At 58.5% G+C, this 13,173-nt stretch carries 10 protein-coding genes and 1 tRNA gene; 4 read left to right on the forward strand and 7 right to left on the reverse strand.

Annotated features, from left to right (window positions below; genetic code table 11):
• The first annotated feature begins 205 nt into the window (after positions 1 to 205).
• The 3 genes from hcp (at position 206) to galE (ending at position 4,086) form a co-directional block, all read left to right on the forward strand.
• On the forward strand, positions 206 to 1,855 hold the full coding sequence (gene hcp, locus AB5Y47_RS14590) for a hydroxylamine reductase (protein WP_010673330.1): 1,650 nt from the start codon (positions 206 to 208) through the stop codon (positions 1,853 to 1,855).
• A gap of 100 nt (positions 1,856 to 1,955) precedes the next feature.
• Positions 1,956 to 2,975 carry a hybrid-cluster NAD(P)-dependent oxidoreductase gene (locus AB5Y47_RS14595; RefSeq protein WP_010673331.1) on the forward strand — a complete coding sequence of 340 codons (1,020 nt, stop codon included), beginning with the start codon at positions 1,956 to 1,958 and terminating at the stop codon, positions 2,973 to 2,975.
• Between the two features lie 85 nt (positions 2,976 to 3,060).
• Positions 3,061 to 4,086, forward strand: a complete 1,026-nt coding sequence (gene galE / locus AB5Y47_RS14600; RefSeq protein WP_010673332.1) for a UDP-glucose 4-epimerase GalE — start codon at positions 3,061 to 3,063, stop codon at positions 4,084 to 4,086.
• 118 nt (positions 4,087 to 4,204) lie between these two features.
• On the opposite strand, the gene AB5Y47_RS14605 is transcribed toward galE, so the two are convergent.
• The gene (locus AB5Y47_RS14605) at positions 4,205 to 4,954 is read right to left on the reverse strand and encodes a DsbA family protein (protein ID WP_010673333.1); all 750 of its coding nucleotides are present in this window, start codon (positions 4,952 to 4,954) and stop codon (positions 4,205 to 4,207) included.
• 198 nt (positions 4,955 to 5,152) lie between these two features.
• Between AB5Y47_RS14605 and AB5Y47_RS14610 the strand changes: the two genes are divergently transcribed.
• Positions 5,153 to 5,240, forward strand: a tRNA-Ser gene (locus AB5Y47_RS14610).
• Positions 5,241 to 5,334: 94 nt separating this feature from the next.
• Here the strand turns inward: AB5Y47_RS14610 and AB5Y47_RS14615 are convergent.
• The 6 genes from AB5Y47_RS14615 to AB5Y47_RS14640 all read right to left on the reverse strand — a co-directional run bounded on the left by AB5Y47_RS14615 (position 5,335) and on the right by AB5Y47_RS14640 (position 12,895).
• On the reverse strand, positions 5,335 to 6,030 hold the full coding sequence (locus tag AB5Y47_RS14615) for a family 16 glycosylhydrolase (RefSeq protein ID WP_080560416.1): 696 nt from the start codon (positions 6,028 to 6,030) through the stop codon (positions 5,335 to 5,337).
• A 240-nt stretch (positions 6,031 to 6,270) separates the two neighbouring features.
• The gene (locus AB5Y47_RS14620) at positions 6,271 to 6,582 is read right to left on the reverse strand and encodes a PTS lactose/cellobiose transporter subunit IIA (RefSeq protein ID WP_010673336.1); all 312 of its coding nucleotides are present in this window, start codon (positions 6,580 to 6,582) and stop codon (positions 6,271 to 6,273) included.
• A gap of 10 nt (positions 6,583 to 6,592) precedes the next feature.
• Positions 6,593 to 7,972 (reverse strand): glycoside hydrolase family 1 protein, encoded by a 1,380-nt coding sequence (locus AB5Y47_RS14625; RefSeq protein WP_010673337.1) that lies wholly within the window; start codon positions 7,970 to 7,972, stop codon positions 6,593 to 6,595.
• Positions 7,973 to 8,029: 57 nt separating this feature from the next.
• Positions 8,030 to 9,382: a PTS cellobiose transporter subunit IIC gene (locus AB5Y47_RS14630; protein WP_010673338.1), complete on the reverse strand. Its 1,353-nt coding sequence runs from the start codon at positions 9,380 to 9,382 to the stop codon at positions 8,030 to 8,032.
• A gap of 27 nt (positions 9,383 to 9,409) precedes the next feature.
• On the reverse strand, positions 9,410 to 9,715 hold the full coding sequence (locus AB5Y47_RS14635) for a PTS sugar transporter subunit IIB (RefSeq protein WP_010673339.1): 306 nt from the start codon (positions 9,713 to 9,715) through the stop codon (positions 9,410 to 9,412).
• Between the two features lie 828 nt (positions 9,716 to 10,543).
• Positions 10,544 to 12,895, reverse strand: a complete 2,352-nt coding sequence (locus tag AB5Y47_RS14640) for a glycoside hydrolase family 9 protein (RefSeq protein ID WP_029313904.1) — start codon at positions 12,893 to 12,895, stop codon at positions 10,544 to 10,546.
• Positions 12,896 to 13,173: the final 278 nt, after the last annotated feature.

A 13,173-nucleotide genomic window follows, 5' to 3' on the forward strand; every position in this document is an offset into this window, starting at 1 on the left:
CCGTATCATTGCCCCTGTTGTTGCAAACCCGAGTTGTCTCTCCTTGATTTCCCACCCGCTTGCCGCCCGATTTGGGCGGCTTTTTTCTATTTGATCTGCATCAATGAAACGTTAATTGGTAAATTGAATGCCTATTAAGTTTTCCAGGAGGGGAATAGAATCGCCACAAAACAGATAACTGAAATGTCCAATTAGGAGAGACATGATGTTTTGTGTGCAATGTGAACAGACTATTCGTACCCCGGCAGGCAACGGCTGCGCCTATGCACAAGGCATGTGCGGCAAGACGGCGGAAACCTCCGACCTGCAGGATGTGCTGATCTATACCCTGCAAGGGCTCAGCGCCTGGGCCCTGGCGGCCCGCGAGCACGGCATCGTCGACAGCGAAATAGACGCTTTCGTGCCCAAGGCGTTCTTTGCCACCCTCACCAACGTCAACTTCGACTCCGCTCGCATCGTCGCCTACGTCAACCAGGCACTGGCCTATCGCCAGCAACTGGCCGCCAAGCTGACACCGCTGGCGGTGCAGGCCGACACACTGCCCGCCGCGGCCAGCTTCGAGCCGGGTGCCGATCTGCTGGCCCAGCTTGCCCAGGCGCCGCAGACCGCGGTCAACCGGGGCAAGAACGAGGTCAACGAAGACATCATGGGGCTGCGCCTGCTCTGCCTCTATGGCCTCAAGGGGGCCGCCGCCTACATGGAACACGCCCGGGTGCTGGATCAGCAGGATGCCGGGGTCGCCGCCGAATTCCATCGCATCATGAGCTGGCTCGGCACGGATCCCTGCGATCTGGATCCCCTGTTCAAGTGCGCTATGGATATTGGCCTGCTGAACTTCAAAATCATGGAGATGCTGGATCTCGGTGAAACCACCGCCTTCGGCCATCCCGAGCCGACCCAGGTACGCGTCACTCCGGTACCGGGCAAGTGCATCCTGGTCTCCGGCCACGACATGGTGGATCTCAAGCTCATCCTGGAGCAGACCAGGGGCACTGGCATCAACGTCTACACCCATGGCGAGATGCTGCCGGCCCTGGCCTACCCCTTCTTCAAGCAGTACCCGCACCTGGTGGGTAACTATGGCTCCGCCTGGCAGAACCAGCAGAAGGAGTTTGCCAACTTCCCGGGCGCCGTGGTGATGACCTCCAACTGCATCATCGACCCGAACGTGGGCAACTACAGCGATCGCATCTTCACCCGCTCCATCGTCGGCTGGCCCGGTGTGACCCACCTGGAAGGGGAAGATTTCTCCGCCGTTATCGCCAAGGCGCAAGCGCTGGAAGGCTTCAAGCACGTTGAGCTCGAGCACTTCATCACCATCGGTTTTGCCCGCAACGCCCTGATGCAGGCCGCTCCTGCGGTGATCGACAAGGTCAAGGCTGGCGAAATCAGCCACTTCTTCCTGGTGGGGGGATGTGACGGTGACCGTGCCGAGCGCGCCTACTACACCGAGTTTGCCAAGGCGATCCCGCAGGACAGCCTGCTGCTGACCCTGGGCTGCGGCAAGTACAAGTTCAACAAGCTCGATTTCGGCGACATCGGCGGCATTCCCCGTCTGCTGGACGTGGGTCAGTGCAATGATGCCTACTCCGCCATCCAGCTGGCCCTGGCGCTCGCCGACGCGTTCGAGTGCGGCGTCAACGATCTGCCCCTGACCCTGGTGCTCTCCTGGTTCGAGCAAAAAGCCATCGTCATTTTGCTCACCCTGCTGGCGCTCGGCGTGAAGGACATCCGCACCGGCCCGACCGCCCCGGCCTTCCTCACCCCGGCCCTGCTCAAGGTGCTGGAGGAGCAGTTCGGCCTGAAAGGAACCACCACGGCAGACGCGGATCTCGCCGAGATCCTGGCGGCCTGAGCAAAGATACAGCCTTACACGCTCAGCATGTTGTAAGCCTTTGGCGAGCCTGATGGCTCGCCTTTTTTCAACGCTATTTCCGAGCAAGAGGAGCCTTGCGATGACCTCCACCTCTTTGAGCCTGCGCTGTATAGCCCGCCGGGCAGAGACCCACGACGTGGCGAGCTGGCAATTTGAACCCCTGGCTGGCGACCTGCCCTCCGTGCTGGCCGGCCAGTGCGTCACCCTGCACACGATGATTGACGGCAAGCCTCACTGCCGCGCCTACACCCTCTCCTCCAGCCCGCAGGATCCTTTCTGGCAGGTCACCATCAAGGATGTGGGGCTGGTCTCTCACCATCTGCACAAGAGCCTGCAAGTGGGGGACGAGATCCGGGTAGACGGCCCCTTCGGCGATTTCCACCTGACCGCGTTCCCCTGCGAGCGGCCGCTGCTGCTCAGCGCCGGCTCCGGCATCACCCCCATGTGGGCCATGCTGCGGGACGAGCTCGCCAAGCGACCGGACGCCGATATCCGCTTTATTCACAGCGCCAGAACCCCCGGGGATGTGATCTTCGCAAGGGAACTGGCTTCACTGGCCGAGGCTCATGCCGGTGTGCGCCATGCTTTAGTGCTGGAGAAAGTTGGGGAAGAGGCGCCAACGGCTCATCCCTGGGTTGGCCGGCTCACACCGGACATGTTGAGGGAACTGGCGCCAGACCTGCTGGCGCGCCACGTCTATCTGTGCGGGCCTGCCCCCTACATGACCGCAGTCTGCACCATGCTGGCGGAGCTGGGACTGCCGGCAGCGCAGTTGCACCAGGAGTCGTTCGGCCTGCCTGCTGGAACATCGAGTGCGGCGCCAGTTGCGGCCGGCAGCGACCACTTCTGGCTGACCCTCAAAAAGAGCGGCAAGAAAGTGAAGATCCTGCCGGGTCAGACCCTGCTGGCAGCGCTGGAGGGGGCGGGGGAGACCATGATGGCCGCTTGCCGCGCCGGGGTGTGCGGCGCCTGTCGCTGCACCACGGAAGGCGAAATCGAGCGCCAGAGCGTGATGACCTTGAGCGCGCAAGATCTCGAGAACGGGGTGGCGCTGGCCTGTTCCTGCACCGCCAGAGGGGATGTGAGCCTGGAGTACTGACGGGCGTCATTGGTATCCCGAGCTTTTCCCGGACGGGTCGTGCGGGTAGACTCAACCCCAGTTTCAGCAAAGTACGGGATAAAAAATGACAATTCTGGTGACGGGGGGAGCCGGTTACATCGGTTCCCACACCCTGGTCGAGCTGCTTGGTACCGGGCAGCAGGTCGTAGTACTGGACAACCTCTCCAACGCTTCCCCCGAATCTCTCAAACGGGTCGAGCGGATCACCGGCAAGCCGGTCACCTTCGTGGAAGGGGACATTCTGGACAGAGCCTGCCTGCAGCGGCTGTTTGCCGAGCACAGGATAGCATCCGTGATCCACTTCGCCGGCCTCAAGGCGGTGGGGGAATCCGGCCAGATCCCGCTCACCTACTATCAGAACAACATCACCGGCACCCTGGTGCTGTGCGAAGAGATGGCCAGGGCCGGCGTGTTCCGGCTGGTGTTCAGCTCCTCGGCCACCGTTTATGGGGATCCGGCCTCGGTACCCCTGCGGGAAGATTTCCCCACCAGCGCCACCAACCCCTATGGCCGCTCCAAGCTGATGGTCGAAGAGATCCTGCGTGACCTCTCCAAATCCGATCCTCGCTGGGCCATTGTGCTGCTGCGCTACTTCAACCCGGTGGGGGCTCACGAGAGCGGCCTCATCGGTGAAGATCCCAACGGCATCCCCAACAACCTGCTGCCTTACATTAGTCAAGTCGGCGTGGGCAAGCTCAAGGAGCTGGGGGTCTTTGGCAACGACTATCCAACCCCGGACGGCACCGGGGTGCGCGACTATATCCACGTGGTGGATCTCGCCATCGGTCACCTCAAAGCGTTGGCCCGCATCAAGAGTGATACCGGCGTCTTCACCTATAACCTCGGCACCGGTCAGGGCTATTCCGTGCTGGAGATGGTCAAGGCGTTCGAGGCAGCCAGTGGCCGTGCCATTCCCTACCAGATCAAGCCCCGTCGCCCCGGCGACATCGCCGAGTGCTGGGCTGAACCGGCTCTGGCCCGTGATGAGCTGGGCTGGCAGGCCGAGCGGGGGCTGGAGCAGATGATGATCGATACCTGGCGCTGGCAAAGCCAGAACCCGAACGGTTATGGCCCTGCTGCGAAGCCGTGATCAAGGGTCATGCGCTGCTCTTCGCCTTGCTGACAGCGTCTCGCGACCTGATGGTTTGCAGCCTGAATAGCAAAACGCCCCGGCATGCCGGGGCGTTTTTTCATGAACAACGCGCGGGTTACTGAATGCTCTTGCCGGCGCGGACATCCTTGATGATGGCCTTGAGGCTGGCCAGATCCCGCGGTGCGCCGCGCAGGATCTGATCGCCGATGATAAAGGCCGGGGTACCGGAAATGGCCATGGCTTCGGCCAGCGCCCGGTTGGTACCCAGATTCTGATCGATGCTGCTGTCCTTGATCTTCGCCTCTACCTTGCTCCAGTCCACGCCGGCGGCCCTGGCGACGTCTTTCACCTGGGCTTCATCGGAGAGGGGCCCCTGATGGGCGTACAGCTTGTCGTGGAAGGCCTGGTATTTGTCGGGCTGGCCGAGCTTCACCGCCAGCGCCGCGCGGGCGGCGTAGTAGGAGGTTTCGCTCAGGATGGGGAACTGCTTGTAGATGTAGCGGATCTCCTTGTCCTCAGAGAGCAGTTGCTGAATGAGGGGATGAGCGCGCTTGCAGTAGCCGCAGTTGTAGTCGAAGAACTCCACCACCGTCAGGCTGCCCTTGGGATTGCCGCTCTCGGGATCCTGGTTGGCGAAGAGCTGCTTGGCATGGGCTTCTATCAGCGTCTTGTCGTTCTCGGCCTGCTGGCTCTCCTGCTTGGCACGCAGGGCGTTGGACATCTCGACCAGGATCTCCGGATTCTTGACCAGATAGTCGCGCACGATCTGCTCGACATCGCTCTTGGTCAGCTCGCTCGCCTGCACGGGCGCCGCAAGCAGGGTCGCGCCGGTCAGGGCGGCGAACAGGGCATGTTTGATTCTCATAAGTCCATCTTGCTGGGGATGTGGTAGTGGCCCCTATAGTGGGTGAGTCTGTTTTCAAGTCAAGCCATCCGCTTGAAAAAGCACGGTTTGCAGAGGTTTTGCCGGTTTTGTGCGCCAGATAGCCCAATAAATGGGCAAACAAACGGAGTGGGGATTTACAAGGGCTGGGGGCATGGGTAATATGCGTCGCACTGCTGCGGAGGGGTGGCAGAGCGGCTGAATGCACCGGTCTTGAAAACCGGCGATGGGCGACCATCCGTGGGTTCAAATCCCACCTCCTCCGCCATCTACATAGCCCAACTGATTTATTCAGTTGGGCTTTTTTGTGTCTTCGGTTTTGGGTATGCCGCCGTGTGCCCGGATTTAGTTGACCATCGCGATCACTCCCAGGGCGTCACATTGGCGTACTTGTATTTGGCGTAGACGGGCTGGCCGTTGTAGGAACTGGGCGGGAAGCTCGGGTTGGCGCTGATCCAGTTATTCACAAACGTCTGCATCCAGCTGGTGACGGGGCGGCTCTCGCGGCGCACGCTCACCCATTTGTTCTGGGTGCGGCTGAAGACCTGCCAGGTGACTCCCGCCTCGTCGATGTTGAAGGCGTAGCGCTCCATGTTCCAGATGGAGATACCGTACTTGCCCAGGTCGATGTCCTGGGGATACTGACGCCCCTGGATCCAGACGTTGGTATGGAGCAGGTTGGTGCCCCCCATCAGCTCGATGTCGACTTCATAGTGAGAGCTGGTGCCTGCATCTCCGGTATAGGTAAAGAAGGAGCTGATGGTGCCGGGCACCGATCCTGCCTGCATCTGCACCTCATAACGACCCTTGCGGGTGTAGTTGTAGGTTCGCAGCTCAGCACAGCTCTTGTTCCCTTTGTCGGATTTCGCATGGAGGATGGCCGTGCCGGACTCCATCCAGACGTTGGCGGCGCGCCAGGTGCAGTCGAATTCTGACCCGCCATTGCGCCAACCATCAGAGACCTGCCAGTCCTGATTGCTCCACCACCATGCCGATGCCTGAGTGGAATATAATCCTCCCGCCATCAGCAATACTGACATCAGTCCAAGTTTACGCATATTATCCACATTCCTGTGTGTTTATTAATGAGTGTTTTATTGATGACTACAAGCAGCATCAGAATAGCCATAAACAGATATTGAAACTTATACTGGTATCGCGTCATGACAGTTTCATACTTTTGAAATTGCCTGAAAAAGGTATGAAAGACATGACGGCTGGCTGGTATAACCAGAATAAAAAAAGCCACCGTATATAACGGTGGCAAAAGCACGGACTCCCGATCCGATGAGTTAAAATCAGCTGGCTTGGCGGCGATAGATCTCGACCAGTTCGGTGGCCAGTTCGCGGCACAGAATGGAGGTCATCAGGTGATCCTGGGCATGTACCATGACCAGTGTCATCTTGGTCTTGCCTTCGCCCTCATCGGCTTCAATCAGTTTGGTTTGTACGGCATGGGCAGCCTTCCCCGCGTCGGTGGCCTGGAGCAGCAAGGCATCCGCTTCGCTGAACTGGCCAGCACGAGCCTGACGCAGGGCTTCGAAACAGAGACTGCGAGATTGGCCGGCATTGACGATGATGCCCATGACTGCTTCTTCAAGATCCATCATTTATGACTCCTTAAAATCCATTATTACGAGAGACGTTGGCGAACCATTCACCACTTTTCTTGACGGTGCGCTGCTGGCTTTCCAAATCAAGGCTGATGAATCCATAACGGTTCTTGTAGGCATTCATCCAGGACCAGTTGTCAATAAAGGTCCACAGGTGATAACCACGGCAATTACTTCCTTCGGCAATGGCGGTATGAATCCACTGGAGGTGGCCGCGAATGAAGTCGATACGATAATCGTCTTTTACCTGACCATCTTCACCAATGAATCTGTGCTCCCCTTCGACACCCATACCATTTTCGGAGATATAGCTTGGGATATTTCCATAGTTATCTCGCAGGTTGATCAATATGTCATAAATACCGCGCTCATATATTTCCCAGCCGCGATAAGGGTTCATTTTGCGGCCTGGCATCTCGTAATTCTCGAAGAACCAGTCAGGCAGGAAAGGGGAGTCCGGGTTGATGGCCGTCATGCGTGCCTTCACTCGCCGCGGCTGGTAGTAGTTGATGCCGAGCAGATCGATCTTGCCGGCGGCCAGCAGTTCGCAGTCGCCGCTTTGCACAACTGGCATCTGATCGTGCTCGCGCAGGATATCGATCAGCTCCTGGGGATAAACCCCCTTCACCGCAGGATCGAGGAAGGCACGGTTGAAGAACAGGTCGGCAATGAACGAGGCCTTCAAGTCTGCCGGGTTTGAAGAGCGCGGATAGGAGGGGGTCAGGTTCAGGACGATGCCGATCTGGCCGGGCAGGGAGAGTGTGCGATAACGCTTCACCGCCAGACTGTGGGCCAGCATCATGTGATAGGCCACCTGGGCTGCCCGTTTGAAGTCCATCTGGTTCGGGTAATGGAAGTCATACAGATACCCTCCTTCCACTACCACAACGGGTTCATTGAAGGTCATCCAGCAGGCGACGCGATCACCGAACAGTTTGAAGCAGAGCGCTGCGTACTCGGCATAGGCCGCCACGGTTTCGCGGCTCTCCCAGCCACCCTGCTCCTGCCAGTACATCGGCATGTCGAAGTGGAACAGGCCGATGAAGGGTTTGATCCCCTTGGCTAGCAGCTCATCGATAACCTTGTTGTAGAAGTCGACGGCCTCCTGGTTGACGGTGTGGCCATCCGGCAGCAACCGGGCCCAGGAGATGGATGTGCGGAAGCTGTTGTGGCCAATCTGTTCCATCAATGCGATGTCTTCACGATAACGATCGTAGAAGGTGGAGGTGTTGGCCGGGCCAACCTGACCGTGGAAACGGTGTGGCTCCGTCTCGAACCAGTGATCCCAGATGGTCGGTGCCTTGCCGCCCACATTGGCAGCTCCTTCCGATTGTGCGGCCGACGAGGCGCTACCCCACCAGAAGCCTTCGGGGAATGTATATTGCATTGCAGTTTCCTCTTGATGACCGGCGTGCAGGCGGCGTGGCGCCCGCACGCCTGGCGCTTACGCCTGACTCTGAATCGGTGTGATTGTGTCTGCTTTTTCTGATCTGGCGGCTTCTTCCGCTTCAGCCGTCTCGGCTTCCTGCTTGAGCAGGGTGCGTTCGTAAGCCCGCACGAAGGGGTAATACATCAGGGCGGAGATCCCCATGCAGATGAAGCACATGATGACCGGACTGAAGGCCCAGTTGGTCGCCCAGGAGGCGCCGATGGGGGCCGGCGTGGTCCATGCGGTCAGCATCACGACCTTCTCAACCAGACCCAGATCCACCGCGAACCAGGCCAGGATGGCGTTGATCACCGGCACCAGGATGAAGGGCAGGAAGAAGACCGGGTTCATGATGATGGGAGCACCAAACAGGATCGGCTCGTTGATGTTGAAGAACCCGGGGACCACGCCCATTCGTCCTATGGTGCGCAGGTGTACGGCGCGGCTGCGCATCAGCAGGAATGCCAGTGGCAAGGTGGAGCCCACGCCGCCGATAAACAGGAAGTGATCCCAGAAACCGGGCAGGAAGGTGTGGGGAATAGCTTGGCCGGCGGCCAATGCGGCCTGGTTGCTGGCCAGGTTTGCCATCCAGAAGGGGTTCATGATGCCGGTGACGATCATGGTGCCGTGGATGCCGGCAAACCAGAGGATCTGGCACAACAGCACCGCCAGCAAGACGGCAGGCAGGCTGTCGGAAGCCGCCACCAGCGGTTTGAGCATGGACATGATCGCCTCGGGCAGGATCATGCCAGTGGTTTCCTGCAGCAGCATGTTGAAGGGGTGCAGGGTCAGGATAATCGCCAGGACCGGGATCAGCACCTCGAAGGAGCGCGCCACCCCCATCGGCACCTGCTCGGGCAGACGGATGGTGATGTTGTTGCGCTTGAGCCAGGCATAGACCTCAGTCGAATAGATGGCGCAAATAAGAGCGGTAAAGATGCCCTGACCGGAGAAATACTGGGTGGAGATGGTGCCGTCTTTGTATTGCGCTGCCACCAGCATGAACGACATCAGCGACAGCAGGCCCGTGGTGATGGGGTCCAGGGAGTACTGCTTGGCCAGGCTGGATGCGACGCCCACCGAGATGAAGACTGTCATCAGCCCCATGCTCATGTTGAAGGGCAACATGAGTTCGGCACGATAGGTGTTGGAAAAATCGAGCCAGGCTCTGGCAAAGCCCCAGGTGGTTTCGCTGGAGATGGGTGGGAAGATGAAGACCAGCATGAAGCTGCCGACGATCATGAACGGCAGCGCGGCAATAAAACCGTCACGGATGGCCAGAACATAGCGTTGCTGGCCCAGTTTTCCTGCCAATGGGCCGATCCGTTGTTCGATCAACTTGACCAGCATCCCATAGAGTGAACTCATAGTGTGTGTCCTTCCTTGTGAGCACGCTTAACCAATCAGGGACAGGGCGTAGTCCAGCACCTTGTCGCCGCGCTGCATGCCGTAATCCATCATGTCGATAGGTTGTACCTTGATGCCGTGAGCCGCCGCCTTGGCTTGCAACTCCGGTTGCATGTACTTGATCTGCGGTCCCAGCAAGACCACCTGGTAATGGGGCATCTGGTCATCGAACTCCGATGCGCCAAAAGCCTTGATCTCGGCAGCCAGGCCCCGTTTTTCGGCTTCTACCAGCATTTTTTTCACCAGCAGGCTGGTGGACATCCCGGCAGAGCAGCACAACATGATTTTTTTCATGATCATTCCTCAGTTATTAAGCTGGGCTCACTATAGATCGATGCAACAAGGTGGGAAATCGATTTCACGAATGGGGTTTTGTAATTGTGATCGCGATCACTTGATGGATATTTGATATAAGGTCTATAAAATAAAATATCGTTATTTGTCAGTTAGTTATAATTGTTTTTATGATGTGATTTACGCCATGTTTATTCGACTTGGCATTTTGAAATATCGATTTCAAATCTGTCGTGGTTTTCATGCTGCTCCTGGACCCCTGCATGATGCAGGGGGCGCTTTCGGCATGGTGCCGATCCGGCGCCCATGCCAGCAATCCTGGATAACCGAGCCCATCGCCGTGCTCCTTCACCCTCTGGTGGCAGGGGGTCATGGTGGCGGCTAAGGGGCTCTGTACAGTGTCTTGCTCAGATGGCGGGCTCAGCCTGGGGTTGCCTTGTGGTTCTCGCTGAGGGTCACGAAACCCGATTCAGGAGCCGGGTATCTTGCTGTCCCGCCTTCTTCGCGCGCGGGGCACTGTAGAAGAGGCGGGGGGCGGGTGATGCCCAGATGGCGTCAGCAGATCTGATGGCAAATGAGGGATCAAGTGGATGCGCAAAATAAGGTGGCCAAGAGACGGACATGTAAATGACAGGGTTGCGAAGGTGCGGTCAGATGAAATGATCGATAAGAGAGGGTTCTGCTGCCGTCAGCCTCTGAATGATGATGGAAAAGGGAAAAGGAAAACGTAAAGCTGAGGGTGGCGACCGGTGCGGGAGCTGTCCTGGGCAAGAATGGCAGGGGAGTAAAACAATGCTCCGTCACGGGGACGGAGCATTGGAAGGGTGATCAGCGGGTCAATCCACCTTCATCCAGTACGCTGACCGTCCAGAAGAAGGGGGCATTCCAGTTGACGGTGACCTCGTTCAGCGTCCAGGCACCAATCTCATCTTTCCAGCAGGTCTGGCCGGTACACTTGCCCTTGAGGGTGGAGGCAACGGGATCGCTGAAGTTGATGGAGTTCGGTCCGCCCGAGAGTACACCTGGCGGAACCAGGGGAGACGCGGGGTCGATGGGGTGAGCCCAGAACCTGTGGTGCGGATTCTTCAGCGGACGGCTGCCGTAGCCCGACACATAGGACTGGTCGAGGGGGTTGCGGCCGAGCACATAGTCCATGGCATCGGACATGGCCTGCAGGTATTTGCGCTCTCCCGTGAAGTCATGGGCCAACCCGAGGAAGATGCTGCGGTTCATCAGGTTGGAGTTGGAGCCCCAGGGGTATTCGGTCGCCTGATAGGGGATAAGGTAACCCTCCGTCGCCACGCTCTTCTGGTAGCCGTCAGCTGCGGCGATGATAGCGGCGCGTGCCTTCTCCACTTCCTGTTTGCCCAGTTTGTTAGGCACCATGGCCAGCGTGATGGTCCCTGCGCTGCTGAGATCCTGCCAGTAGAGATCACCACTTGCGCTGCGATCCCCCTTGGGGGCAGCCAGATAGAGAGGGGACTGCTGGACGGCCTGCTTGTACTCGGCTTTGCCGGTGGTGGCAAACAGCTCGGCGGCAGCCCAGTAGAATTCGTCCTTCAGGTTGGTGTCATCATAGGGACCGGATCCCACAAAGTTGTCATAGGCATAGACGTCCGGATGGCGGTTGGCCGCCTTCCAGGCTCGTTCCGCTGCCTGCAGGCTGCGCTGTGCGAAGGCCGGATCCAGATTCTTCCATACGCGAGCGGACTGGGCGGCGGTGGCCGCCAGGTTCAGAGTCGCAGCCGTGCTGGGGTGGCTCAGGAAACGGGGTTGTGGATCCTTGTGGGGCGGGAGCGGCATCCCGGTCCAGGCTTCGTCGGCGACCTTGTGGAAGACCATGCCGGAGGCATCGATCTCGGTCAGTTTCAGGCTGTCGAGCTGCTTGGACTGATCGCCTACCGGCACCCAGGCCTTCTTGCCTTCGGGCACCTGCATGGCGAGGAAGAACTCCATCATCCAGCGGGACTCGTCCAGCAGATCGTTGTAGCCGTTGTGCTGTTCCGGGATCTTGACCTTGCCGTCGGCAAAGGCGCTCTTGTCACCCTCTTTCGCCAGCTGCTCCCGTTCATAAAGGTTCATCAAGGTCCATACCGAGATCCCCCCGTTGACCACGTACTTGCCCTGATCGCCGGCGTCGTACCAGCCGCCGGTCACATCCAGCGTGAAGTCACAGCCAGGCCACTGGTTGCCTTTGGCGTCCTGCTTGTTGAAGCAGGTTACGTTCTCGGGCTTGTGTCCTGCCGGGCGAGCAAGGTCGGGGCGCTGGACATATTTGGCTTCGATGTCGATGCCGCTACGCTGCTGATAGAAGAAGGAGAGGGCATCGAATTTCATGGTGTGATAGATGTCATCGCCGATGCTGAACGGATGACTCTTCTGGCCGGCGACCTCCAGTACCAGGCCGGTGCCCGGGGTGGTGACCTGACTGAAGTCGGCAATCTGTACGTTCTCGCCGGATGCGGCATTCAGGCCAAAGGGCGTGGTCTTGCCTTCCGCGATGGTCTCACCCTGGGCATTGCGCAGGGTCCAGGGGAGCGAGTCCTTGCTGTCGGTGGCGATGGTCGCCCGTTTCAGAGCCTTGCTCAGATAGCCGACCTGGTTGACGCGCACGCTGCCCAGCTCCGATTTCTTGATCAAGGAGGGGCCCGATAGCGTGGCTTCACCGATACAGACAGTGGTCGGTGTCTGGGTGCCCATCTGAAGTTGGAACTGGGTCTTCTCGTCAGTGGCAGAAGGTGTGAACTGGATATCGAACGGTTTGGGCGTGCTGCCGAGGGCGAGGTCCTGCACCATGTAGTTGGTGTAGGGGGCGCCATCATGCTGGATCAGGGCCTTGACGTTGATGTCACTCTTGGCCATGGCAGTGAAATGGAGTTTGTAGGTTTGCCCCTGCACCAGGCCGAGATTGGACTGACCCAGGATGACATCCCAGGGATTGGAGCCCGACTCGGTGAAGGTGATACAGCCCATCTGGTTCTCGGCGTTCAGGGTCCCCCCGGCCGTCCACCATCCATCGGTTCCCTGGAAGCCCCCATTGGTCAGCAATTCACCCACAGGCCCGGCAGATGCCGAGGAGGTACCTGAACCAGATGCCCCTGCGCTGGGCAGTGAGCAGCCATGCAAGCCAATGACGCAAGACATGGCAAGCGTCAGGGCACTAAGCCGAGATGTTTTCATTGTTACCCCTTTGATCACAGACGGAAATAATGGCGTCGATTTTCGCACTCACGCAGAAAATGACCGAGTCATCCTGCGGCCCGCATTTCACTGTCAAGATTCACACACAATCCCTGAGTGGAAATCGATTTCACGATTCAGGTAACAGTAAATTTTTTGGCAGATCAAGTTTGCTTTTATGAAATGTGATGGAGACGGCAAATTTTCGTTTATTGATATATTCATGCACTTGAATTGAATTCCATTGAATCCTTTCAACATTCCTCTGACTCCCCAGC

Origin of the sequence: Aeromonas sp. R7-2 (assembly GCF_040908105.1) — a bacterium.
GTDB classification, from domain to species: domain Bacteria; phylum Pseudomonadota; class Gammaproteobacteria; order Enterobacterales; family Aeromonadaceae; genus Aeromonas; species Aeromonas caviae.